Consider the following 22,850-nt stretch of genomic DNA (forward strand, 5'->3'; position numbering starts at 1 on the left):
AAAGCCTCGCATTGCGCTGCGAAGTCCGGGGACTCATCTCGTCTAAATCCCCGGGCTTCCTGGCTTTGCCGTCCATAAACGACGACCTCGCGATATCGTTTCTTGATGACTAAAAAAGCACGAACCGCGGATCTCCGCCGACATTCGTGCATCGCCTTGCGCTGCCGTTTAGGGCAAATGATACAGCATCGTGCGCAAGCCGATCCGCGCCACAACCCCGTGTCCCGCGGCGATCGGCAGTTCCGCATGCTCCGATTCCGCTCGGGTCATCCTGCCTCCGGCTGCCTGCTGCAAGTAGAAAAAGTTCGGGTATGTCGATTCGTCGAGCATATAGGCCGATACGGTGCTGCCCGGCTTGCGGTGCCGGTTCAGCTTCGCGATGATTTTATCCGCATTTCCTATGCCGATGCCATGGCCGAAAAAAAGCTGGCCCGGCATCCGGATGACATTTTCCCCTTGCCATTCCATGACTTTCGGGTTCACATCCGGATTTTTGAAATATTGCACGTCGCCGGGGTACGATTCCGATTTGTTATATTCCGTAATGAGCCTCAAATCGCTGTCATGCTGCCATGCAAACAAATACAAATCGCCGAACAACCGATTGAAGCTGTCCGATCCGATCGTCTCCAGCACGCCTTTGTACAAAACGATGATGATCGCCGTTGCGCATTCAAACCCGTACAGTTGGCCGTTCGTATAAATGTCGCGTATCGCATCGGACGGTCGTACATTGTCGCGCAGCCGAAAGCCGCCCTCGGACGTGCGAGTCCAATAGGCGGGGTTGCAGCGCGATTTGCGGAACGTTTCGAACGCCGCGGCACTTTTGTCGAGCCCCCTGGACGCTTCGACGATCGCCTCGCGCAGCTTGAGCTCGAACCGGAGCGCCTCCAAGGAGTCGTAATTGTAAGACTTGGAGCTAGCTTGCTTCTGAGCGTAAATTTCCCTCTCTAGCGCCGTCCAACCGGAAGGGTCGACCATGACGCTTCCTCCTGCCACAATGATCATATTCGCGGTCCTCCTCAGCCTGATAGCTATATATATGCTGAAGAGGAGGAGGAACAGACCGACAAGTTAATCCATTTCGTATATTGAGCCCGACTTGCTAGCGAACAGCTCCACGTATACTTTCTCCGCATAGGCGTCGGTCATGCCGGATATATAATCCGCGATCAAGCGCGGCCACGTCCATTTGTCCTGATGCTGTTCGTAATTTTCCACCCAGTCCGGCGGCAGGATGAGCTTGCCCTGATCGGGCACTTTAAAGCTGTCCCATAAATGCCGAAGCATGATTTCGCTCCGTTTTTGCAGCCGCTGTACGCGAAAATCTTTGATCATCGTCACCCAGGCGAGCTTCTTCAATATTTCCATCGTCCGCAGCAAGTCCAGATCCTGCTTTCCGTCGCGAACGAAAGTGACGCGTTTCCACCCTTTCTTCGGGTCGTCAATGATGCCGACCTTGCCTGCGAAGTCGCTCACCCATCTTGCTTTCATTTCGCGGCGCGTCCGCGACGCTTCCTTGCCGCAATCATTATAAATTTTTTCCCACTGGCTGAGATAGGAATCGAGCACCCGCTCCACCATCGCGCGAATGTTGACCTGATCCCATCCGACTTCCAGATTCCCCTGATCGCTGACGATTTCCTGAATCAAATGTTCCACCAAGCGGTCGTCCTCGAAGAAAGTCCGGTTCATTTGAATTTTACCGGCCCGGATGCCGTCTTCGATATCGTGGGTGGAATAGGCGATGTCATCGCACAAATCCATCAGCTGCGCCTCCAGCGTGGAGCAGCCGTCCTTCATCCCCCAGCGTGTACGGAGTTCGCCGATCCCTCCGTCCCATTCCATCGTGTAAGCCCCTTTCAATCGTCCCGGGTCATCGATGCAATAAGGGTATTTGTTAATCGCGAGCAATACGGCGGCCGTCAAATCCAGCCCGCTGCCGCTGCCGGCCCGTTTCTCAAGAAACATCAGAATGCGAAAATTTTGCGCGTTGCCCTCGTACTTGAGTCCATGCTCTTCGCTGAGCAGCCGGTTCAATACTTCTTCTCCCTTATGTCCGAAGGGAGGGTGTCCCAAGTCGTGGGCCAGCGATGCGCATTCGACTACCGCCGGGTCCAGCATGAGCCCGGGGTGCTCCTTGCGCGATAAAAATTTGTACTGCTTCCCCATGCGCCGGGCGACTTCCCGGGCGATCTGCGACACTTCAATCGAATGCGTCAAGCGCGTACGGTAATAATCGCCCGATCCCGCGCCGAACACCTGCGATTTGCCCTGCAATCTGCGGAACGCCGGCGATTGGATCAGCCGCGCGTAATCGCGCTCATATTCATCCCGTTCCTCGCTGAAAGTGCCGAGCGACGGCTCGTCAAGTCGAAGTTTTCTTAAGTCCATACCCGTCTCCCCGCATCATGAATGTTATCTTATGATTTCGTCCAGCTTGCCGCCGGCTATTGTATTTTGCATTGTTTGTGTGAAATTATATCACATTCATCCTCCGAAAAGAAAAAGAAAGACGGCAAGGTCGGCGTATTCCGGCCTTGCCGTCTTTCCGGTTATTCCACTCGCTACTGCGCCTCTTTCCCGCTGGCGTTTACGATCTCGCCGTCTTCTTCTCCCGGGGGAGCTTGCGTATATACGTTAGAGCCGCTGTACTTGGCAAAGTACTGCTTGCCGAACAAATCGTCGTATTGCAGCTCCCGGTACTTCTCAACGGAATCGGCCTGCGCCGGCGGAACTTCCGTATACAGCTTATGATCGGCATCGACGACCAGACCGCGCAGCAGCCCCGGCGTCCGCTTCATCTGCTCGGCATTGTACGCCCAAGCGGCGGGCAGTTCCATCTGCAGCCGGTTCAGCACGTAAGTTCCAAGGAACGAATCGCTCAGCACTGGCACCTGTTCTTTCGGCAAATCCATATTGGACCACATGACAAACGGTACGCTGTGCATCCGCTGCTGCTCTTCCAGCGACCACTGTTCGCTTTGACCGGTATGAATGAACCCGGCTTGTGCATATACATCATAATTGTAACCAAGCATCGGCAAATGGTCTCCGTAAAAGACGATGACCGTCGGTTCATTCGATTTCTTGAAATGATCGATTAACTTCTGCAAGCTTTCGTCCGCATCGCGTGCCCCCTGGGTATAAGTTTCCAGCGTATCCCGGGCATCGTCCGTAAGCGGCCCTTCGGCACGGATCGAATTACCTCCGTCACCGTAACGGTGATCGTCGTACGGCCCGTGGTTTTGCATCGTGACCGCGTAAATGAACGTCGGTTCTTCATTATTGTCGACTTGTTCGATAATCCGGTTCGATACTTCTTCATCCGCAATAAACTGGCCTTTGAGCTTTGGACTGTCAAATTGATCCTTGCTAATGAAATTATCGAAGTTCATCTGCTTATATACGTTCTCCCGGTTCCAGAACCAACCCTCGTAGGAGTGAATGGCCGTACTTCTATAGTCCTGTGTTTTAAAATAACTGGCCAGACTTAGAATCGGTTTGCTGATATATTGCTGGTACGGAACCGAACCGGCCGGCAGGAAGCTCATCGAGTTGCCTGTCAGCACCTCATATTCGACATTGCTCGTTCCTCCTCCGAACTGGGGTGACAGCAAATAGCCGGATGTCGATTCCTTCTGAAGCCGGTGCACCGTAGGCAGCGGATCTTGCGAGAACTTCACGTTAGGCAGCAAAGTAGGGTCCCAGAACGCCTCGTTCATAATAAAGATAACGTTGGGCTTTTGCTGCATATTTGCGCTTGATGCCGTTTTGACCTGCGCAAGCTCGCTCATTTCCTGCGCCAGACCGGCCATGGAAGGCTCGCTGTAGCCAGGCGGCTTCGGCACAATCGTATTTTTCACATTCATGGTGAAGGCTAGAGATAGACCGTTATCCCCATAGTTTTGCTGCTGGTTCCATACGATCTCGGTGAAACCGGCATTGTCTGTCAATTGATTGGTCCAAGGCAATCGCACCGCAAAAGAATACAGTACGAATACGGACACAAGTCCGAGCACCGCCCGGGACGAAAGGCGCAACCCCAACCGCGGAATCCACAGTCTGCTCACGAAAATGACGATCAGCAGCGCCAGCACGATCCCAAGTCGGATTAAAGCTTCACGGCTCGTCACGAGCGGCAGGATATTCATCGTCTCCTTGTTCAGGAAAATATCCCAGGGAAAGAAGGGCTCGCCAATAAGTCGCACTTTGAAGAAACTGATCAGCGACACCAGAGACAGCAGCAGTACGCTGACACCGGTCGCCAAAACCAAAGATCCAAAGACGCAATACAGCAATAAATATACAAAGAAAGCAAGCAGGGCATTCAGGCCGAACAGCTTCGGCTGCCCTGCAATCCATTCCCAAGTATGGTCGACCGTGCCGCGTTGAATAAACTCGATGCCGAATACGAGCAGCAAAGGAATTATAATCAGTGCACTAATGATTGTAGTGTAATGAGCCGCGCTAACCTGTTTCGGCGGTGTTGATGTCGATTGTCCTTTCGTAAAAGGGCGCATCGTTCCCACACTCCTATCTGCCCGTCACCTATTATTCTCTCCATTGTTTTTGTTCTTGAAACGGGCCGTATCTATTTTTAAGCAATTGTAAATGCTAAACATTAAAAAAACATGAAAATCGTGTGAAAAGGCTAAAATTGCTACTTTTGGCTCAGTTTTTCTCACTATTTCCCGTCAAATCTACATATTTCAAAGGAGGAATTTCGAATGTATTTTTCCAAAAAAGTGATGGAACCCGTTGAACAAGAAGAAACGCCGATCTGGGCTTGCAGTCAAAATGAATGCACCTGCTGGATGCGAACGAACTTCGCCTTTGACGAAGAAAGCCCCGCTTGTCCGATGTGTCAGTCGACGATGGTGAAAGACACTCGCCTTCTCCCTTTGCTCAGCAACAATACGCGGAGAGCGTAGAGCTCCCGGTATCTGCATCCGGCCGGTTCCATCCGCCGTACACCGCTTGCCGCAAAATAAAAAAAGGCCCTGCCGCCGGTTGAATCTGCCTTCCCGGTACGCAGGGCAATTTATTGTGACCACAACCTGCCGCCGCTGGCCGGCGTCAGACGATGCTGTTCTTCGCGGCATTGCTGTCGGTCGCATCGGTATCGACGATCGCATTGAGAGGAACAAATATGACGCCGAGGTCCCCGTTCGATTCGCCGAAGCCCATATTCCGCTTAATGGACAGAAACGTATCCGTTTGCTGAACAGGACCGAAGCTGACCAAACTGCTGTGATCGATCACGTTTACCTTGAAGCCGAGCATATTGATGGCCATCGGTGCGAAAATCATCGGCAATCCCCTCCCGGTAAGAGCAATGCAGAGCGATTCAATGTAGGGGAATCGATCTGATCTTTATCGTCCACCATCATCCGGTTGCCGACAAAATCGCTGCGATCCCCGTAATTTTGACCATAACCTTGCGTACGCTTATCCGAATTCGTCCATTCCGCCAAAAAATTTTGTCCGACATTGAGCGCCGATGCATTTTCAAAGGAATTAATTTTCAAAATGAAAATATTATTAATTACAGTGGTATGTCCCAACCGTTACTCACCCCGCCGTATTCAATTTGAATAAATTCCGTTCGAGTCATTATACGTTTCTCCGGTTTATAAAAGACCTTGGCGCGGAGTTAAAGGGAGGCGAAGATGGAGCCGGATAAACTGAACAAATGGTTGGAAGTCGCCAAACAGTTTGCGGGGGGAGACTTTTGGAACGATATTTTCGAGAAGCCGGGCCTGGACCAGGTCATGGGCAAGCATCCTTATTTTCGAGGGGAGTCCGAGAGCAAGCCACCGGACGTTCGTGTCGATATTTTGAAACAGGCCGGTTACTTGATTGTGCTGCTCGATATTCCGGGAATGTCCAAAAGCGATATCGAGCTCGCGCTGGCAGGCGACCATCTGGTGATCAAAGGAACCGCGAAGCCTCTCTTTCCCCATGCCGAGGTGTTATCGACGGAGCGGTTGCAGGGAGGCTTCGAGCGGAAAATTCCGCTTCCGGAACGGGTGACGGAGCGAATGGACAGCATTCGCGCCGCCTGTCACGAAGGGCTGCTGATCGTACAAATTCCGATCCTGTCCGTTCCGCTGAAGCCGATCAAAATCGAATAATTTGTATCACGCGGTTGCCGGAAGGAAAATCCACCACGTCGGCGTCGTCTACTTTCGAAACCGGCATGACGACGGACGAGCCGTCCGAATACTCCTGCCCGAAACCTTGCTCTTTCTTGGCAGAGTTCATATTGCCAACCCGTACCGTGCTTCCGAATCGGATGCTTGACAGATGATCCGCCTGCCGTACAAGCACATATCCGAAATTTGCTTCCGACGATGCAAATTTCATTGCCGCTATTCCCCCTCCGCGCATCATCATCAGTACGCTATGACTACATTATGAGTAAGGAGTCGTTCATATGAGTTCCTTATCCGAATGGCTTCGGCAGCTGCGAACGAGGAGGCCTTCCTCATTGGAAGCACGCATTGTCCGGTTAGAGGCACAGCTTCAGGATTTAGCCAAAGAAGATCGAAGCAAGCCTGAGCCGGGCTCCGCTGTCGTCATTGAGCATGTGAACATCGAGCATCTGCACATTGCCAAGCTCGAGCACAGCAATAATTTCGGTGCATTAGGGATCAAAGAACTGGGAGGCCGATTGAATATTGGAGTCAATTATTCCGGCCCGATCACGGGAGAGGGTTGGGAGGACATGAGCGAAGCAGCGAAAAAAGCTTCGGACAGCAAGGCTGACAAAAAGGAAACGCAGCCGCACACCGCCCCTGGACAAGAAAAACAGCCCGTCTGCCATATTCGCTCCAAGCCGCTGTAACTTGGCGCGCGAACGATAGAGGCATCCGGGCCGGCAGTTGCATCGTTATAACGCCGCTCGAAGCTGAGCCATGATTTCTTCGTATTCCGCATCGCCCAGCTGCTTGTTGTCGGCAGGATTCATCTCGAACATTTTCCCCCAGGTGTAGCCGTCCTTATATTTAGGAACGATATGGAAGTGAACATGCGGCATCGTGTCCCCGAAGGCGCCGTAATTGATTTTATCCGGCGAAAACGCGGTGTGAACCGCTTTCGCCGCCTGAGCGATATCGCGCAAATACGCTTCCTGCATTTCGGGAGACAGTTCGAACAGCTCCCGTTCATGGTCGTTGAGCGCAACGATACAGCGGCCGCGGTACGTTTGCTCTCGGAACAAATACAGTGTAGACACTCGCAACGAGGCGACTTCGATCATCAGTTTGGACAATCGCTCGTCACGGGTGCAGTAAATACAGTCTTGGGACATTTGGATTCCCCTGCCTTTACATATCATTTTATGTTAACGTGTGCAAATCCCTCTATTTACCATACTAAAGCTCTCCCGGCGTTTTGTCCACTGCTGTTTGAGAGACCGCGCCGAACATTTCGAAACTTTTCTCCGGCCATTCCGTATTGATAGTCATCCCGCAAAGGAGGAATGATGATGTTCAAGCATTTGCTCCGAAAATGGTTTGGGTCCGCACTCTATCCCAAGCAGAAGCATCGCCGATATGGCAGCAGCACGACGCATCGTCCGTATGCCCCGCGACACTCTTCAAGCCATCGCTCCGGGTATGGACACAGACAGCAAGGCCACGGCTATTACAAACAGAAACATCACTCCAGTTCATAATGATCGCCAGTGAAAGCCGCCTTCTTAGCGGCTTTTTATTTTGTCAATCCTGGCTGCGGCGCCGCATCCAAATCCCGCAGCAGCGCTGCTGCGTCCGGATACGGCGCGTCGAGCTGAAGCAGCTTGCGTATGATGCGTTTGGTGCCCGGCGTGACCGCAAGTTCCTGCTCCCAGCCGGGAAGGCTCCCCGCGAATTCGCCGGACGTTCGTGCCTCGGAGGAAACCGGATAGCCCGAATACAGAAGAAACAACAAGAAGTGGCCCATCGCGTATAAGTCGCTGGCGGGCTCTGTCGATCGCCTCCGCCAGGCTTCCTCGTCCGCCTCCGGCTCCACGCGGGCCGGTTCACCGATTCGTGCGGCTAACCCGAAGTCGATCAGATGCAGCCGGTCCCCCTGCATGATGACGTTCGGCGGCCGGATATCCAAATGGACATGCTCCTGATCGTGGATAGAGCGCGCAATGGCGGTCAGACGGTGTACGATGCTTAGCGATTCCGTTTCCGAAAACACGGCCTTCCGCTCAAACAACAGCTCCTCTACCGTTTTCCCTTGTACATGACTGATGACCAGATACGGTCGTTTGTTGTGCGTGAAAGTCTCGATAAGCTGCGGAATATCGGGATGCTCCAGCTTCCCCAGAATGTTCGCCTCTCGCTGCAGCAGCTCGATCCCCAGCTCGCCTTTGCTCGGCTTATGCTGCTTGATTACGACCGTCCGCCCGGTCGAGAGCTCCCGGCACAAATACGTCAAGCCATAGCTGCCGGCGCCAAGAAACTTCTCGATGCGATACTTGCCGGCGAGCTGCTTGCCTTCCCTCAGAGGGTAATCGATCCACGCCTGATATACTTCTTTCATATAGTTCAGCAAGGCCCACCGCCCCTTCCTATCAGGAAATACGAAACTGCCGTTCCCCCGGTTGCCGATGGGCGCAAAAAACGCCGAACCTTCTCGGTCCGGCGTGTTCCATCTATCTATTTTAGGATTGCAGGATGGAATCGATCCGATCCAGCTCTTCCTTGCTGAAATCCGATTGCGCCAAAGCTTGCACGGCGTCGTCGATTTGGCTGACCTTGCTGGCTCCGATCAACGCCGAAGTGACACGGCCGCCTCGGAGCACCCAGGCAACAGCCATTTGCGACAGCTTCTGGCCCCGCTGCAGTGCGATCTCGTTCAGCTTCCGCACTTTCCCCATCACTTCATCGGTAAGCTCTTCCGGCTTCAAAAAGACGCTTTGACCGCCGGCGCGGGAATCTGCCGGAATGCCGTTCAAATATCGGTCGGTCAACATCCCTTTGGCGAGCGGCGAATAGGCGATCGAGCCGATGCCCTCTTCCTCCAGTACGCCGAATAACCGTTCCTCGGGCTGGCGCACGAACATCGAGTACCTTGGCTGGTGAATCAGACAAGGCGTGCCGAGCGACTTCAAGATCGCCGATGCCGCCTTCGCTTGCTCCGCATTGTAGTTCGAAATGCCGACATAAAGCGCCTTCCCCTGGCGTACGATCAAATCGAGCGCACCCATCGTTTCTTCAAGCGGCGTATCCGCATCCGGACGATGATGGTAAAAAATATCTACGTAATCCAGTCCCATCCGCTTCAAGCTCTGATCGAGACTCGATACCAAATACTTTTTCGACCCGCGATCGCCGTAAGGCCCCGGCCACATGTAAAAGCCCGCTTTGGTGGATATGACCATCTCGTCGCGATAAGCGGAAAAATCGTCGCGCAGCATCTTTCCGAAGTTTTCTTCCGCACTCCCCGGAGGCGGACCGTAGTTATTAGCCAAATCAAAGTGCGTGATGCCCAGATCGAATGCGCGGCGAACGAGCGCCCGTCCATTCTCGTACGCGTCCACTCCACCGAAATTGTGCCATAACCCAAGCGATATCGCCGGGAGCTTTAATCCGCTTTTCCCGCATGCATTGTACTTCATGGTACCGTATCTTTCGCTATTTGGTGAATACGCCATTGTCCCCATCCTCCCCAATCTGTATTGTTGTCCGTTTGTCCTTCTCTATTGTATCGCTTCTTTCTAGCAAAACATATGTCAGTATGGGTATAAAACATAGCATAATGTCAGATGATTAACCGATACCGTTCCAACCATATCGCCTCAAGACGACCTTTATCCGCATACGAGAATGTGCCGGGTAAACGTTCCTTTGCGGACGACACAGCGATCGCGAATCGTAAAACCGGACTGTTCGACCAGTTGGTCGATCGTATCCGTAGCAATGAGCACGGCTCGATCCGCAAGGGCGCGTGCGCTTCGCAGCATCGAAAGGAGTTCCTCCTGCGAAATGACGGAGCATAGATTATAAGGCAAATCCAGCACGGCCGCATCGTAATGCCCGGTCAATTCGTTTATGTCTTTGACGGCAACGACGTCAGGCATGCCAAAATGCGCCAGATTGGCACGCGCTCCGCGCACGGCGAGCGGGTTCAGATCGAAGCCGGCCATATCGATGCCCATCGAACGGGCTTCGATCACCACCGTGCCGATCCCGCAGCAAGGATCGACCGCCTTGATCCCTTCCGGCCTCGGCACGGCGATGTTGGCGACGGCGCGGGCGACGCGGGTGCCGAGCGCCGTCGAATACTGCTGCGGCTTCGCTTTGTGCCGCAGCCATACCGCTTCGTTCGCTGCGCATGCGCCGAACAGCCAGCGGCCGCCGGCCTGCGCCACGCCGAACAGCTGCTGCGGGCGGCGCATCTCCGCCGTGCCGCGAATGTGTGCGCCGATGGCCCGTTCGGCCTGGCGCTGCCCATCGTAATCGACCGTCGTCTCCGCTCCGGTCTCGACGAACACGACTTTGAACGTCGCTTCCGCCACGGTCACGCCGTTGACCTCCTCCGCCAGCTCGGACAGCGTCGCCGCTTCATGCGATACGGCAATGCGCTGTTTGATAAACGGGCTGCGGCTTGCATCCAGATCGACATCGCTGAGCACATAGGCCTCCTCCGGCTCGGAACCGAACAATGTCCGCAGCTCCAACCGGCAAAGCGGGCGTTCATCCTCATGACAGGCGTATGTATATAAGTAAAGCGGGCTCCCGATTCTCCCCACCTCCGATTCAAACTTCTGCTTTCCTGTAATTTTAAAAAAGCCTGACTTCCCTTATCAGGAATGTCAGGCCGTTCGGCAGCGAAAGCATAAGGCTCAATCGCTTTGCCGTTCAATGATTTCGTCCAATTCCGATTCATTGCGGTTCGCTGCCGCCAATACTTCCTGATCCGTTTCATTCGTCCCTTGAATCGCTTCAGCCGCTTCCGCCTGCTGATTCAGCTGTTCTTCCGCCTGTCCGATGCCGTGCGCGCCTTGATGATTTCTACTGGATGTCATAACCATTCCTCCGTAATTCATAGTCAAATGCTTGCCCTTGAGACAAAGGTTACTATGCTCCGGAAGTTTCCATATTATGCAAAGCGGCTTGCTGGAACCGCACGACTTTCCCTTGGTCGTTAAAGTAACATTCAAACTCGTAGCAGCCCTGCCGTTCCAGTACGCATCGCAAATATAGGTGAAGGTGGCTGATCAGTCCTTTGTTCTGTTCATCAAGCAGCCAACCTGTTTCCTTCCACGAAAGCAGCCCCTCCTCCGTTTCTTTGGGCGCATCGTACGCCAAATGTTCCGGAAGTTCCGCGACGAACAGATGGGCGCCGCTCATCGCGCCCTGCGCGGAAAACCACTTCACCCGTCCGGCGTAGTACAGTTCCCCCGCCTCGATGCCGGTCTCTTCGCGGATTTCCCGGATTGCGCCTTGCTCCGGGGTTTCACCCGGCTCGATTTTGCCGCCGACGCCGTTCCAGCACCCCATCCCGGGAGGCTTATTGCGATTGAGCATCAGCACCTGACTTCCTCTGACCAGAAAACAGATCGTATATTTCAGCATCAGCAGCGGTTCCTCCTTATCCGGCTTGAAACGCCGGTACGGCTATCATCCTTCATTCCTTCCATCGCGGTCCCGGCTCATACGGTAATCGTAATTGTTTTTGCACAACTCGAGCAAGTCCCGCTTGAGACCCCGCTTCGGCAGCGTAATCTTGACGGGCTTGCTACCCCCGACGCGCAGGGCGGCGCGCACTTTCCGCGGATCGGCGATTTTGTTCACGATGAGCTCGTCCGGCCGCTGCTCCCCGTAATGCGCGATAAGAAATGAATCGCAAGCCAGTTCGGCATAAGCGCTGACCAGTTCGTGCATCTGGAAATCCCGCAGCATCCCTTCCTGCACTTTGGCGACGAGCACCCGGTCTTCGCCGAAATACAAGACATCCTGGTCTGCGGCGCTTTCCCGGTCGACAATTTGCTTGTCCTGCTTTCGCTCCAGCAGACGGATATACCGGAGCATCCGCTGTGCCTTCTCGAATTCCAGGCGCTCCGCATAAGCTTCCATCTTCGCATACATGGCCCCGATCAGCTCTTGTCCGCGGTTCGCCAGCAATTCGGCAGCCTGCTCCGCCCGCTCCCGGTAGTCCGCTTCACTGATGTTGCCTTCGCAGATTCCGCTGCATTTGCCGATATGAAGCAGCAGGCACGCTCGCTTCGGCATCGGCTCGCAGGTGCGCAGCCCGTAATGCTCCGTAACGAATTCAAGCAGCACATCCCGGAACCTCGTGTTCTGATAAGGACCGAATCTCCGTTCCGGCCCTACCTCCGGCGCGGTCTTCCTTTCGGCCGTACGCCTTCGATCCCGGTAATATACGCTAAGCCGCGGCAGCCGTTCATTCGTCAGCTGCAAATACGCATAGCCGCTATTATCCCGTTTCAGCGCCCGATTATAGGGAGGCTTATGGATTTTGATCAAATTATTTTCGAGCAGCAGGCTCTCCGCCTCGTTATTGACCAGCACCGCTTCAATGGCGGCGATTTCGCCGACCAACTGTCGAATTCTACGGCGCGAGTGGTTTTTTGTAAAATAGGAACGCAGCCGGCTGCGCAAGTTTTTGGATTTGCCGACATACAGAATGCGACCCGCCGCATCTTTCATGATATAGCATCCGGGGCTTGCGGGATAATCGGCGGCTTGAAACACGAAGGACACGAGCGGGACCTCCTCCGAAACCGGGTATTCTATGAAACTATTGTAATATGATACAGAAGAAAAGAAAATGAGGAAACAAAAAGGACCTCCCTCCATCATGTATCCATGACTTGCGGGTTGGTCCTTTCAAAGACGCCGAGCATGCTCCTTCGCTTACTTTTTCTGCGTCGTCAACGTCTCGATTTCTTTGTTGGCCGCCTCGTTCGCATCTCTCAGGGCGGTAACGATGTCTTTCTTGTTCGTGATGATATCGGTAAACGCAGCGGCGAATTTGGCCGATGCAATCGATTCCTCCGGCGCGTACGTCCCGAGCTCGGCACGTTTCTGCGGGAACATGGCGGCAATGTTTTTCCCTTTGAACTTCGTCATCGACTCGCCGTAATGCTTCAATATTTCGCGGTTGTTGAGTACCGTCGCTCGGCCCAGCTTCGTATTTTCCAGCTGGTACTCCTCCGAAACGAGGTAAGCGACGATATCGAACGCGAGCGGTTTGTTTTTGCTCAAGTTCGTTACCGACAAATATGCGGGATACGATTGCGGCCCGATTCCCGGCGCCTGCTCATAGGAAGGTACGGTTACCGCGTCCCAGTTCATATCGTCCGGCGGCGTTCCGCCGCTGTAGTTCGTGTACATCGCGACGGTGCGATCTTTTTCGAACATGGCCCGCATCGCCGCCACCGTACTGTTCTGGTCGGTCCACTGCATCCCCGAGAACTGGAAAAACTGAACGATGCTCTGCATAAACTTCCGCCAATCCTCGTTGTCGATCTGCGCCTTTCCGGTTTTGGGATCGACGAATTTCAAGCCGAGCTGATTCGTATTCGCTTGCGAGCCGGCCGCCGTAACATAGCCGACATACTGCACCCCGCCCTCGGAGCGGGTTAGCTTTTTCGCCAAATCGTATATCTCGCTCCAGGTCATGTTATCCTTCGGGTAAGGGACTCCGAATTTATCGAAAATGTCTTTGTTATAATACAGCGCCGCCGTCGCGGTCCAAACCGGCAAAGAGTAGATCGCTCCGTTGCCTACTCTGCGCTGGAATTCAATAGTGGACGGCTCGAATTTGCTGAGGTCGATGTTTTTGGCTTTGATCAACGGGGTCATATCGTACTGGAGGCCGAAGTTTCGGAAATTGTAGGCATATCCGATCGAGTCGAACACGATGTCGATCGTCGTTCCGGCGGATAGAAGTTCCTGGAGTGTCGAGCCTTTGCCGCTCGGAATGTATTTCAGCGTAACGTCGGGAAACTTTTTGCGGATGGCGTTGCCGTACATGTCGTTGAACGCTTTCTCGTCGATCGTCCCGCCGGCCGTGTACATCGTAATTTCCTTCGGCCCGGTATTGGCCGGAGGCTCCGGCGGCTTGCTTGCAGCCGGGTCCTTCCCCTCGGATGGCGTGCCAACCGTCGCTCCGCCGTTTCCGCCGGGAACGCCGCTCCCTGCGCATGCCGTCATGAGTGAAGCCATCAAAGCCGCCGTAAGCAGCAAGCTCCATCGTTTTGTTTCCATCCTCCAGCCCCCCTATAAAATTCGCCCCATATTAAAGTAGATTCATCATTTTACTATGCGGCAAAGAATGAAAATTTGCAATTTTCCGACAATTAAAAGACAGGTTGCCTGTCCCGGACCGCATCCGGACAGTAACCTGTCTTTCCTTGCGACGGCGGCGAAGCCGCCGGTACGCATCATTTATTTGCCGGTGTACGGATATGCCGCATTCGGCCCGGTATGCATCGGATAAGCCGCCGTCGGCCCGGCGTTCGGCGCGGGGTACTGCGGGATTTGCATTGGATACGGGGCTGCCTGCATCGGTGAAGTATACATGGGAGCAGCATTCTCGGCACCGGCTGTCTCTTGCTCTAAGTACATTTTATGGCAGTACATTTTGTTCAGTCTCGGAATGTACACGATATGGCCCGGAGATAAAGCTTGCGGATGCTCGATATGCGGGTTCATCGTTTCAAGAATCGGCTGTGGGACGTTATACATGTCCGCCAGCCTTTCGTAAGAATCGCCTTCCTGGCAATGATGCTGCGCATAGTAAGTGCCGTCCCGGTCCTCTTCTCCCCGGAAAAACGGAAAAAAGAACGGAGATAAAGTGAAAAACGGAAAAAAGCTGCGGCCGGGAAAAAAGAAAGGCGCTCCGAACCCGCCAAACGGTCCGAAACCAAAGGGCCCGAAGCCGCCAAAAGGGAAAAATGCACGATCCATGTAATGCAACCTCCTGTGAACGTAGTAGGGTCATTCGACTATGTATTGTATGGGCGGCCGCCCCCATGGGTTCCATGCTTGCATTGTTATTTCCAAAAAAGAAAACTGCGGTTGTACGATGAGTCAGGCTCATGACATATGAGCCTTAATCACCATCCAACCGCAGGGTATGCCTTGCTTGATTATTGATTAAGCCCCGACTTCACCGCTTGAGCTACGGCAACGGTGCGTTTGGCTTGATGCTTCACTGCGTTCTGCACATCTTCGACCATTTTGCCGGACTGATCGATCGTCACGCTGGTGCCGTATGGATTTCCGCCGGATGCGAATATAACGGGATCCGTATAGCCTGGCGCAGCAACAATAGCGCCCCAATGATACATCGACGTATACAATTGAAGAATCGTTTGCTCCTGTCCGCCGTGCGCATTTTGCGCCGAGCTCATTGCGCTTACGACCTTATTCGCAAGCTTCCCGTGGAACCAGAGTCCGCCTGTCGTATCGAGAAATTGCTTCATTTGACCGGGCATATTCCCGAAGCGCGTCGGGACGCTAAAGATAATGGCGTCCGCCCACTCTAGATCATTCAAGGACACGGTCGGCACGTTTTGCGTCGCTTCCACATGGGCTTTCCAAGCAGGGTTCGATTCGATCGCGGCTTGTGGAGCAAGCTCGGGTACCTTTAATACTTTTACTTCCGCGCCTGCTTCTTTCCCCCCATCCGCTGCCCATTGGGAGAGCTGGTAATTCGTTCCGGTAGAGCTGTAGTAAATAATCGCGAGATTCACATTTGCCATGGATTGCACACTCCTGTTCATAATAGGTGCCGAAATTTCATCGTGGAAATCCGCTTTACACACCGGATTTATTATTACCTTCGGTGAAGGACCGCATTCTTGGAAGCCGTATCCGGCCTCCAACCGTGAAGGTGACTCAACTCTTGAAATGCATTTGAAACCAGGAAGCCGCTGCGTCCACTTCCGTATACGTCAGCTGATGACCGAAGTGCTCCCATCTTACGTCAACGGAGGCGCCGGCTGTGCCAAGAAGCTGCTGCAGCTCTTCGGTTTCCCCGGCCGAACAAATCGGATCGTTCGTACCCGCTCCGATAAACACCGGGACCCCGGTCAAATCAGGAAGAGGAATGCCTCTGCGCGGAACCATGGGATGATGAAGGATGGCGCCTTTTAACGCTTGCGTATAGTGAAACAGCAGGCTGCCGATCATATTGGCTCCGTTGGAGTAACCGACCGCCACCACGTTGCCCCGGTCAAACCCGTATTCGCTTGCAGCCTGATCAAGAAATTCATAAACTTCCTTCGTTCGGACGACCAAGTCCTCCTCGTCGAACACGCCCTCCGCGAGACGTCGGAAGAAGCGCGGCATCCCGTTCTCCAGCACATTGCCTCGAAGGCTGAGAACGGACGATACCGGAGAAATTTTGCGGGCGAGCGGCAGCAGATCGCGCTCCGTTCCTCCCGTGCCATGGAAAAGTACTAACGTCGGAGCTTCCTGGCGGGTGCCCTGCTCAAAAATATGCTTCATACCGATTTCCCCTCCAGTGCTCTCACTTCGATCGGGAGCAGGTTCGCCTCGATTTGCGTGCGGTGCGGCTCAAACCAATCGGGCAGCATCAGACGCGATCCTAGCTGATCGGCAGGTTCGTCACGGGCAAATCCCGGCGGATCGGTAGCGATCTCGAACAAGATGCCGCCGGCTTCCCGGAAATACAGCGCATTGAAATATTGCCGGTCCACGATCGGCGTCGGATGATAGCCGTACGTTTCCACGGTGCTTCTCCAATCCGCATGCTGCGGGAAATCCGAGGCGCGCCACGCAATGTGGTGCACGGTTCCCGCGCCGTCGCTGCCCCGGCTCATCGCGGCCAGTGGCACATCGATCACGTTGCCGATGTCCCCTTGGGAACGGAAGCGGGCATAGGCCGTGTCTTCCGCAACCTTTTCCAGCCCGAGCAACTGCTCCAGCGCATTCATGGTCCGCTGCGGATTGACGCTGAACAGCACAGCTCCTCCAAACCCTTTGATCGCTTGATCGGAAGTTATGCCGCCGAAAGTCCATTGGCTTTGGGCTCCTTCGGCACGTTCGACCAGCTCGAGGCGCAAGCCTTCGTTGTCGGTAAATTGAAGATATTGTTCTGCAAACCGGCTTACTTTTGCCGTCTCGATGCCGAAGCTTGCCAGCCGCTGCTCCCAGAACGGAAGCGATCCGACGGGCACCGCATATGAAGTGATGCCGACCTGGCCGCCTCCGATCGTTCCCTTACGCGAATTCGGCCAAGGGAAGAAGGTAATGATCGTTCCCGGGCTTCCCGCCTGGTCGCCGAAGTAAAGATGGTATACTTCGGGCGCATCAAAGTTGATTGTTTTTTTAACGAGGCGAAGCCCCAAAACCCCCGCGTAGAAATCGACATTCGCCTGCGGATCGCGTGCGAAAGCGGTAATATGATGAATTCCTGCCGTTTGCAGTGTCATATAAATTCCTCCCTTAAGGCATTGCGTCAAGCAATGCCGTTTATTGTAATTAGATAGCCGTTCGATTATTGAATCAGGGCATCCAGCGAATAAGAACCGGCCCCGGTCAAAGCGATCCCGACAACGACGGCGATCAGCACCAGATGGTATTCAATGCCGTTCGCGTCCGCCCATAACCCGTTTTTGCCATGCACTTTGACGATGGCGCCCAGCATGGCTGCCGCGATGAGCACCGCGGCCAGCGGAGTCACGAAGCCGGCGGCGAAGAGCACCCCTCCGACCAATTCCATGAATCCCGCGACAACTGCCATTATTATTCCTGGCTTAATGCCCACCGATTCCATCCATCCGCCCGTTCCTTTCGGACCGTAACCGCCGAACCAGCCGAACAGTTTTTGGGCACCGTGCCCGATAAACAACAAACCGACAACCAAACGAATAAGCAATAACCCTAACGCCATCATGAAAATCATCCTCCAATTATTATAATTTTAAGTATCTTTAATTTGAGACATTTGACAAAAAATCATCGCTTCTATCTATACTTCGCCCATTTACCGGCTCGTTTGATCATTACGATGATCTTCCGTCTTTCTACTGTGTTCAGCATGGACACCATCTCCTCGATATCTCAAATTCATTTATCTTGATTTAAAGATATATTATTTTTCGAATCCTGTCAACAGGTTAATCAAAAAAATGTATCCCGCAATGTCCTATTTATTTAAGAAGGGCTATGCGGCGTATGAAAGCTTCATACGGCCGCATAACTTAGCTACCTTCTCGCTCTGCGTATGATTTGAAACATGACGATGCCCGTAAATATTCCAATAAATGCAAAGAGCATGGGCAACCACACCGGACCGAATAGAACGCCGAACAGCTTCAGCTTTGCCGAATAAATGATTCCGACGGTGCCGAAGAAAGCGCCTAATACGAACGGGAGATACGCGTATGGTGCGGTCGTCCCCGCATCTTTGTAGGCATCCCACATGCCAAACATATATAGACACGGGTAAAACATGAGCCAGTGGTAATCCGTAGCATGGATGGCCCCGGCGATATCGCCGTGAAAACTGTATATAATGATAAGGTTCAAATGAGCCTGCGTGTTGATCACGAATTCCAATATGATTAAGGTAATCCCTTTTACATACTTTTTGTTCAAAAATTGGCCGAAACCGGGAAGAGCGATAGCCCACAGCAGCTTTTCGATTTTATTGGATGTGGTCATAGCGGCTTCACGGGCATTAATGAATCAAATCGGCAGATTCGGAATCTATCGACGGCTCCTGAACGGGACGAAGCGGAATGTTCATTTTTGCGGCAGACGGCTGCATCACGATATTTTTGATGCGGGATGGCATCGTTAATCGATTGGACCGGTACATGTCCAATTTTTCCCGGGTCGGCTTATTTTTTTTCGTAAGCTTACGTACGCCTCCTGCAAGAGCTCGGATAGCAAATAACGTGAAGTTGATATATGCAAAAGTTTGCAGAACGGACCATGATCTCCATTTAAACAACTTTGTCCTCTTCTCCATGATCCATTGGGCAACGGACATCGGGACGCTAAAGCATAAGCTCTTCAGGATCATTCCCAAAGGCTTCGAACGATCGGTCCATCGGACCCAGACGACGCTAAGCAGCGGATAAAACAACAGGTCATACAAAATATTGGTGTCAAAAATTTTCGGGAATGGCCGGACCGGATATTCGATTTTATTTCTTTTGATGAAAATCGAATCGACAGCGCTTGATAAAATGCCTTTGGCAAAAAATATGGTTAAATACATAGGCAAGTTTTTACGCTTCAATATAAAGGGAGCCGCCGCCAAACAAGAAACAAACAGCATTCTTATCAAGATCCGTTCCAAATTGAATTCCTCCCTGCATTGAATGGTTAACATTAGTATTCAATAGGGAAACGAATATATGTCTTGAAAAATTTACTAAGATCTACATGCCGTTCGCGGCGGACTGTATACGCGAAAGAGCACTTCCGCCGCTGACATGCGGTTGGAAGTGCTCTTCATTCTCATACTTGACGTTGCTTCATTCGGCAACAGCGTCGTTAAGGACAGGCTCAGGCTGCAAAGGAAGTATAACGGTGACAACCGTCCCTTCGTTCGGACTGCTCTTGATTTCGATTTCGCCGTCAAAGTAATCGACCAGCTTTTTCACCATAAACAAGCCGATGCCTTGACCGCCCTTCTCTTCATTGAATTTCTCATATTTGCGGAATAACAGCCCGAGCTGCTCTTTCCCGATGCCTACACCGTAGTCTCTTACAACAATATGGAGCCGCAAGTTGTCGGTATATACATGGAGAAACACGGAGCCGCCCTCATAGCTGTACTTTACCGCATTGCTAAGTATATTCGAGACGATCAGCTTAAAACCGATCGCATTGCTGAGCAATTGATCTCCATCCGAAAGCGAAATTTCGCTGACCAGTTTCATTCCTTGCGTCCGCGCCTTCACTTCCATCATCTCGGTAACTTCAGCCAGCAGCGCCTTCGGCACCACTTGCTTGCGCAGCCATAACGACTCGGTCGTAAGCAACTGCTCCGTATTGATAATATGGCTGATTTCATTATCGATCAGCATCACGTAGTCGCAAATCGCCTTTAATTTTTCGCGGTCCGCCTCGTCCTCGGCCTTCTGCATCAACAGCATGGAATACGCCTTAATCACCGTTAACGGATTGCGAACCTCATGCGATACGGCATGAACGAAATCCAGCTTTTGCTTATAAAAGTCCATTTCCGTCTCGATTTCGTACTGCGCGGAGTGTGACGGAAGCAGTTGTTTGTTGCGGTGACTGCGATACATATTGGAATGGATCATATTCTGATCCGTCATTAAGTATTCGTGGGTTTTCAGTTTCTCGTTCTGGGCCGAGGCGGGAATGGCGTTTCCATCATAGCAGCATACGGTGAAATACCCGAACTCGTCCGTTACGATCACGCGTTTGGCCGCATTCGGCGCAGCTTTTACCTGTTCCAGCGTCCAGTCCGCATGACCCCATATCCTCACCGAAAGCTCTTCTTTCCACTTGGATGGCTCTATGATTCTTTTCACGTCCGTCAGCACTTTCTCAAACTGAAAATCGTCATGTCTCCGGAAAAAATCGCCGTTGTCCACAAAATGGACGTACGTAAAATCGTTCCGAGGCCTATCCGACTTCAACCGTGCGGCAATCGACTCGAAGCGTTCCATACTGTCTATGAATATGACATGCTGACCGAAGTCCACGGCGCTCTGTATAAACGACATGGCATTGCGCAAATACCCTTCTACGGAATCATAGCTATACAGAATGCGCGCTCCGTTCTCAACATTCACCTTATGGCTCAGTTGAACCGTTTTGAAAATAGACATTATGGCCTCCGAAATCGATGGATTACTACTGTATCACTATATCAAACTATGCCTATTTTTGATATACCCTACTACATATTGTGAAAAATTGCTCATGACAAGTATGGTAATTTTTTTGAAAAAGGGTTTTGTCGATCCATGACGAATACAAACAGTTGGAACAAATCCACTCAAAACGGATAGAGAAACGAGGAGGAGAATGATGAAACATACGAATCGTCTGACCAAATTCGTCGCGATGTTTTGTTTGGCGTTGATGCTCGGATGCGCGAATCTCGCCTTTTTCGCACACGAGGTTCGAGCGGATTCCACATACAGTTACAGAACCGCTCCGAACGATACGATCGGCGTCACCCGTCCCACAATTACGTACTACTTCACGACAGACCTGGGCATGCAGCCTGTAGCTTATTCGATGTATGTGAACGGCAAAAGCGTAACGGTTGCGTATGACGGCAAAGGAACGTTAAGCTACACGCCAACCCAAGACCTCGCGCCGGGCGAATACAAGGTGGACATCTCGATTACTTATGCAGGCTATATGCCGATGGAACAATCGTGGAAGTTTACGGTTGCTGCCAACGCGCTAAAGCAGTTTCAGGCTGCTACTTCCGAGCAGCAGGACGGCTTGTCCGCGCTGAACGACTATCGGACGATCTACGGACTAAGCCCCGTCAAGTTCAACGATATGCTCAATGCCGGCGCTACCGCACACGCCAAATATTTGGAAGATAACAAGGTCAATCAAACGAAAGAGAACCGGATCAGCTTGCATGACGAGGAGCCGGGAAAACCCGGGTTTACCGGTAAAAAGCCAATCGACCGCGCCAAATATTTCGGCTATTCTGTAGGCGGCATCGGCGAGGACGCCGCCCTGCTCAAAGGAGCGGTCAAAGAGGCGATCGATGCGTTATTCGACGCACCGTACCATAGAAGCCCGCTTCTGGACCCGTCCATTCAAGAAGTCGGCGTCGGAAGAGTAGGCAATTATACCGTTATTTTATTCGGCCTGACACCGGCCAGCAGCTCGCAGCTTGTCGTTTCGCCGGCTCCCGGCGACCGGTTTGTACCTACCGATTTTGACGGGTATGAGGCGCCGGACCCGCTGCGCATGCATAGCGGAGCCACGTATCCCGCCGGTTACCCGATTATGGCGCAATATTTCGGAACCGGGATCGACAAGGTCAAACTGGTCAGCGCCGAGCTGCTGGACAGCAGCAACAAGCCGGTCGACTTTCTGGCCAATTCGCCGGACAATGACGATAGCCTGACGAATGCCATCATTTTGATTCCGCGCAAGCCGCTGGAAGCGGATGCCCGTTATCATGTGAAGCTGAAGCTGGAGGCCGTGAAAACGGACGGCACCAGCACCGCAGAGACGAAGGAATGGGATTTTACGACAGAGCCGGTCGCCTCGCTTGGCAAACAGAAGCTGCATCAAAATGCGGCAGACTATAAAAAGTATTATGTCACCGCAGCGCCGGTGGAGCGGGTAGCCGCCTTCGGCCTGGACGACACAAACTACAAGGTGGACGGCATCCCATTCCCGATGAAGAGACCGCCGCTCATTGTCGACGGCTTCTCGTATTTGTACATCCGCGATCTGGCGGCAGCGCTTGGAGCGAATGTGGAATGGGACAATGCGAAGCGCGCGGCCGTCTATACGAAGGGCGCATTGAAAGTTACGCTTTATACGAACACCAATCAGTATGAAATCAACGGCACGGTGAAAACAACAGACACGCCTGCCCGGTTAATCGACGAAAACACGATGGTGCCGGTCCGGCTGCTCGCCGAAGTGCTGGGCGCGAAAGTCGATTACGTTGAAGCGACCCGCACCGTAAAGATCGCCTATTAAGGATTCGACCGTCAAGGAGCTTTTGGCCCAGGAGCCAAAGCTCCTTTTTGTTGTTTGCCGTAAGGCCGGTATCCTGTGTTCAAGCGGCCGATGCCTCCATTCCGCACTATCGCTCCTCGAGAACAACCTCCGCTCAGCTTTATGATGTGGATATATCAACTTGTGGATATGTTGACAGCT

At 52.8% G+C, this 22,850-nt stretch carries 26 protein-coding genes; 4 read left to right on the forward strand and 22 right to left on the reverse strand.

The window, feature by feature from the left end:
* Positions 1–168: 168 nt before the first annotated feature.
* The 3 genes from ACFQI7_RS28740 to ACFQI7_RS28750 all read right to left on the reverse strand — a co-directional run bounded on the left by ACFQI7_RS28740 (position 169) and on the right by ACFQI7_RS28750 (position 4,523).
* Entirely contained in the window at positions 169–1,008 is an 840-nt protein-coding gene (locus ACFQI7_RS28740) for a protein-glutamine gamma-glutamyltransferase (RefSeq protein ID WP_218100916.1), read from the reverse strand.
* Between the two features lie 66 nt (positions 1,009–1,074).
* Positions 1,075–2,394: a deoxyguanosinetriphosphate triphosphohydrolase family protein gene (locus tag ACFQI7_RS28745; RefSeq protein ID WP_218100917.1), complete on the reverse strand. Its 1,320-nt coding sequence runs from the start codon at positions 2,392–2,394 to the stop codon at positions 1,075–1,077.
* A gap of 173 nt (positions 2,395–2,567) precedes the next feature.
* On the reverse strand, positions 2,568–4,523 hold the full coding sequence (locus ACFQI7_RS28750) for an LTA synthase family protein (protein ID WP_218100918.1): 1,956 nt from the start codon (positions 4,521–4,523) through the stop codon (positions 2,568–2,570).
* Between the two features lie 207 nt (positions 4,524–4,730).
* Between ACFQI7_RS28750 and ACFQI7_RS28755 the strand changes: the two genes are divergently transcribed.
* On the forward strand, positions 4,731–4,934 hold the full coding sequence (locus tag ACFQI7_RS28755; protein ID WP_218100919.1) for a cold-shock protein: 204 nt from the start codon (positions 4,731–4,733) through the stop codon (positions 4,932–4,934).
* Between the two features lie 145 nt (positions 4,935–5,079).
* Here the strand turns inward: ACFQI7_RS28755 and ACFQI7_RS28760 are convergent, their stop codons facing one another.
* Together ACFQI7_RS28760 and ACFQI7_RS28765 are read right to left on the reverse strand one after the other, a co-directional pair.
* On the reverse strand, positions 5,080–5,313 hold the full coding sequence (locus ACFQI7_RS28760; protein WP_218100920.1) for a hypothetical protein: 234 nt from the start codon (positions 5,311–5,313) through the stop codon (positions 5,080–5,082).
* Complete coding sequence (locus ACFQI7_RS28765) at positions 5,310–5,567, reverse strand: hypothetical protein (RefSeq protein ID WP_218100921.1); 258 nt, start codon at positions 5,565–5,567, stop codon at positions 5,310–5,312. Before ACFQI7_RS28765 ends, ACFQI7_RS28760 begins: the two co-directional genes overlap by 4 nt.
* 105 nt (positions 5,568–5,672) lie before the next feature.
* On the opposite strand from ACFQI7_RS28765, the gene ACFQI7_RS28770 reads away from it, so the two are divergent.
* On the forward strand, positions 5,673–6,137 hold the full coding sequence (locus ACFQI7_RS28770; RefSeq protein ID WP_218100922.1) for an Hsp20/alpha crystallin family protein: 465 nt from the start codon (positions 5,673–5,675) through the stop codon (positions 6,135–6,137).
* Here the strand turns inward: ACFQI7_RS28770 and ACFQI7_RS28775 are convergent.
* Positions 6,124–6,369, reverse strand: coding sequence for a hypothetical protein (locus tag ACFQI7_RS28775; RefSeq protein WP_218100923.1), 246 nt, complete (start codon positions 6,367–6,369; stop codon positions 6,124–6,126). The genes ACFQI7_RS28770 and ACFQI7_RS28775 overlap by 14 nt on opposite strands.
* 124 nt (positions 6,370–6,493) lie before the next feature.
* Here ACFQI7_RS28775 and ACFQI7_RS28780 point away from each other — a divergent pair, with 124 nt between their 5' ends.
* Positions 6,494–6,850 (forward strand): hypothetical protein, encoded by a 357-nt coding sequence (locus ACFQI7_RS28780; RefSeq protein ID WP_218100924.1) that lies wholly within the window; start codon positions 6,494–6,496, stop codon positions 6,848–6,850.
* Positions 6,851–6,895: 45 nt separating this feature from the next.
* On the opposite strand, the gene ACFQI7_RS28785 is transcribed toward ACFQI7_RS28780, so the two are convergent.
* From ACFQI7_RS28785 to ACFQI7_RS28860, 16 genes are all read right to left on the reverse strand, one after another.
* Positions 6,896–7,315 (reverse strand): HIT family protein, encoded by a 420-nt coding sequence (locus ACFQI7_RS28785; RefSeq protein ID WP_230415283.1) that lies wholly within the window; start codon positions 7,313–7,315, stop codon positions 6,896–6,898.
* Positions 7,316–7,716: 401 nt separating this feature from the next.
* Entirely contained in the window at positions 7,717–8,550 is an 834-nt protein-coding gene (locus ACFQI7_RS28790; RefSeq protein WP_218100925.1) for a serine/threonine protein kinase, read from the reverse strand.
* Between the two features lie 109 nt (positions 8,551–8,659).
* Entirely contained in the window at positions 8,660–9,652 is a 993-nt protein-coding gene (gene mgrA / locus ACFQI7_RS28795; protein ID WP_218100926.1) for an L-glyceraldehyde 3-phosphate reductase, read from the reverse strand.
* A gap of 156 nt (positions 9,653–9,808) precedes the next feature.
* Positions 9,809–10,750, reverse strand: a complete 942-nt coding sequence (locus ACFQI7_RS28800) for a TRM11 family SAM-dependent methyltransferase (RefSeq protein ID WP_230415285.1) — start codon at positions 10,748–10,750, stop codon at positions 9,809–9,811.
* Positions 10,751–10,843: 93 nt separating this feature from the next.
* Positions 10,844–11,026, reverse strand: coding sequence for a hypothetical protein (locus ACFQI7_RS28805; RefSeq protein WP_218100927.1), 183 nt, complete (start codon positions 11,024–11,026; stop codon positions 10,844–10,846).
* A 52-nt stretch (positions 11,027–11,078) separates the two neighbouring features.
* Positions 11,079–11,576, reverse strand: a complete 498-nt coding sequence (locus tag ACFQI7_RS28810) for an NUDIX hydrolase (RefSeq protein WP_218100928.1) — start codon at positions 11,574–11,576, stop codon at positions 11,079–11,081.
* Between the two features lie 45 nt (positions 11,577–11,621).
* Positions 11,622–12,725 (reverse strand): GIY-YIG nuclease family protein, encoded by a 1,104-nt coding sequence (locus tag ACFQI7_RS28815; protein ID WP_218100929.1) that lies wholly within the window; start codon positions 12,723–12,725, stop codon positions 11,622–11,624.
* A 153-nt stretch (positions 12,726–12,878) separates the two neighbouring features.
* Positions 12,879–14,234: an ABC transporter substrate-binding protein gene (locus tag ACFQI7_RS28820; RefSeq protein ID WP_218100930.1), complete on the reverse strand. Its 1,356-nt coding sequence runs from the start codon at positions 14,232–14,234 to the stop codon at positions 12,879–12,881.
* A gap of 180 nt (positions 14,235–14,414) precedes the next feature.
* Positions 14,415–14,936, reverse strand: a complete 522-nt coding sequence (locus ACFQI7_RS28825; RefSeq protein WP_218100931.1) for a LysM domain-containing protein — start codon at positions 14,934–14,936, stop codon at positions 14,415–14,417.
* A 182-nt stretch (positions 14,937–15,118) separates the two neighbouring features.
* Positions 15,119–15,733: an NAD(P)H:quinone oxidoreductase gene (gene wrbA, locus ACFQI7_RS28830; RefSeq protein WP_218100932.1), complete on the reverse strand. Its 615-nt coding sequence runs from the start codon at positions 15,731–15,733 to the stop codon at positions 15,119–15,121.
* A 136-nt stretch (positions 15,734–15,869) separates the two neighbouring features.
* Positions 15,870–16,481, reverse strand: coding sequence for an alpha/beta hydrolase (locus ACFQI7_RS28835; RefSeq protein ID WP_218100933.1), 612 nt, complete (start codon positions 16,479–16,481; stop codon positions 15,870–15,872).
* A complete protein-coding gene (locus ACFQI7_RS28840; protein ID WP_218100934.1) occupies positions 16,478–17,428 on the reverse strand; it encodes a ring-cleaving dioxygenase in 951 nt (316 codons plus the stop codon). The genes ACFQI7_RS28835 and ACFQI7_RS28840 overlap by 4 nt, the downstream gene beginning before the upstream one ends.
* A gap of 65 nt (positions 17,429–17,493) precedes the next feature.
* Positions 17,494–17,892, reverse strand: coding sequence for a DoxX family protein (locus ACFQI7_RS28845; protein ID WP_218100935.1), 399 nt, complete (start codon positions 17,890–17,892; stop codon positions 17,494–17,496).
* 311 nt (positions 17,893–18,203) lie between these two features.
* Positions 18,204–18,662 carry a hypothetical protein gene (locus ACFQI7_RS28850; protein WP_218100936.1) on the reverse strand — a complete coding sequence of 153 codons (459 nt, stop codon included), beginning with the start codon at positions 18,660–18,662 and terminating at the stop codon, positions 18,204–18,206.
* Positions 18,663–18,678: 16 nt separating this feature from the next.
* Positions 18,679–19,305, reverse strand: a complete 627-nt coding sequence (locus ACFQI7_RS28855; RefSeq protein ID WP_218100937.1) for a CBO0543 family protein — start codon at positions 19,303–19,305, stop codon at positions 18,679–18,681.
* Between the two features lie 178 nt (positions 19,306–19,483).
* Positions 19,484–20,812, reverse strand: a complete 1,329-nt coding sequence (locus tag ACFQI7_RS28860) for an ATP-binding protein (RefSeq protein WP_218100938.1) — start codon at positions 20,810–20,812, stop codon at positions 19,484–19,486.
* 199 nt (positions 20,813–21,011) lie between these two features.
* Here ACFQI7_RS28860 and ACFQI7_RS28865 point away from each other — a divergent pair, with 199 nt between their 5' ends.
* Positions 21,012–22,670, forward strand: coding sequence for a stalk domain-containing protein (locus ACFQI7_RS28865; RefSeq protein ID WP_377518017.1), 1,659 nt, complete (start codon positions 21,012–21,014; stop codon positions 22,668–22,670).
* Positions 22,671–22,850: the final 180 nt, after the last annotated feature.

It is taken from the genome of Paenibacillus allorhizosphaerae, from assembly GCF_042659105.1.
In the GTDB taxonomy this organism is placed as follows: Bacteria; Bacillota; Bacilli; order Paenibacillales; family NBRC-103111; genus Paenibacillus_G; species Paenibacillus_G allorhizosphaerae.

What these genes read in the sequence shown, in the direction of transcription:
- wrbA (WP_218100932.1), bottom strand. Translation starts at nt 15,733, where the DNA reads ATGGCAAATGTGAATCTCGCGATTATTTACTACAGCTCTACCGGAACG.
- ACFQI7_RS28745 (WP_218100917.1), bottom strand. Translation starts at nt 2,394, where the DNA reads ATGGACTTAAGAAAACTTCGACTTGACGAGCCGTCGCTCGGCACTTTC.
- ACFQI7_RS28740 (WP_218100916.1), bottom strand. Translation starts at nt 1,008, where the DNA reads ATGATCATTGTGGCAGGAGGAAGCGTCATGGTCGACCCTTCCGGTTGG.
- ACFQI7_RS28775 (WP_218100923.1), bottom strand. Translation starts at nt 6,369, where the DNA reads ATGAAATTTGCATCGTCGGAAGCAAATTTCGGATATGTGCTTGTACGG.
- ACFQI7_RS28805 (WP_218100927.1), bottom strand. Translation starts at nt 11,026, where the DNA reads ATGACATCCAGTAGAAATCATCAAGGCGCGCACGGCATCGGACAGGCG.
- ACFQI7_RS28750 (WP_218100918.1), bottom strand. Translation starts at nt 4,523, where the DNA reads ATGCGCCCTTTTACGAAAGGACAATCGACATCAACACCGCCGAAACAG.
- ACFQI7_RS28860 (WP_218100938.1), bottom strand. Translation starts at nt 20,812, where the DNA reads ATGTCTATTTTCAAAACGGTTCAACTGAGCCATAAGGTGAATGTTGAG.
- ACFQI7_RS28840 (WP_218100934.1), bottom strand. Translation starts at nt 17,428, where the DNA reads ATGACACTGCAAACGGCAGGAATTCATCATATTACCGCTTTCGCACGC.
- ACFQI7_RS28820 (WP_218100930.1), bottom strand. Translation starts at nt 14,234, where the DNA reads ATGGAAACAAAACGATGGAGCTTGCTGCTTACGGCGGCTTTGATGGCT.
- ACFQI7_RS28755 (WP_218100919.1), top strand. Translation starts at nt 4,731, where the DNA reads ATGTATTTTTCCAAAAAAGTGATGGAACCCGTTGAACAAGAAGAAACG.
- ACFQI7_RS28845 (WP_218100935.1), bottom strand. Translation starts at nt 17,892, where the DNA reads ATGATGGCGTTAGGGTTATTGCTTATTCGTTTGGTTGTCGGTTTGTTG.
- ACFQI7_RS28850 (WP_218100936.1), bottom strand. Translation starts at nt 18,662, where the DNA reads ATGACCACATCCAATAAAATCGAAAAGCTGCTGTGGGCTATCGCTCTT.
- ACFQI7_RS28810 (WP_218100928.1), bottom strand. Translation starts at nt 11,576, where the DNA reads ATGCTGAAATATACGATCTGTTTTCTGGTCAGAGGAAGTCAGGTGCTG.
- ACFQI7_RS28770 (WP_218100922.1), top strand. Translation starts at nt 5,673, where the DNA reads ATGGAGCCGGATAAACTGAACAAATGGTTGGAAGTCGCCAAACAGTTT.
- ACFQI7_RS28865 (WP_377518017.1), top strand. Translation starts at nt 21,012, where the DNA reads ATGATGAAACATACGAATCGTCTGACCAAATTCGTCGCGATGTTTTGT.
- ACFQI7_RS28785 (WP_230415283.1), bottom strand. Translation starts at nt 7,315, where the DNA reads ATGTCCCAAGACTGTATTTACTGCACCCGTGACGAGCGATTGTCCAAA.
- ACFQI7_RS28760 (WP_218100920.1), bottom strand. Translation starts at nt 5,313, where the DNA reads ATGATTTTCGCACCGATGGCCATCAATATGCTCGGCTTCAAGGTAAAC.
- ACFQI7_RS28835 (WP_218100933.1), bottom strand. Translation starts at nt 16,481, where the DNA reads ATGAAGCATATTTTTGAGCAGGGCACCCGCCAGGAAGCTCCGACGTTA.
- ACFQI7_RS28825 (WP_218100931.1), bottom strand. Translation starts at nt 14,936, where the DNA reads ATGGATCGTGCATTTTTCCCTTTTGGCGGCTTCGGGCCCTTTGGTTTC.
- mgrA (WP_218100926.1), bottom strand. Translation starts at nt 9,652, where the DNA reads ATGGCGTATTCACCAAATAGCGAAAGATACGGTACCATGAAGTACAAT.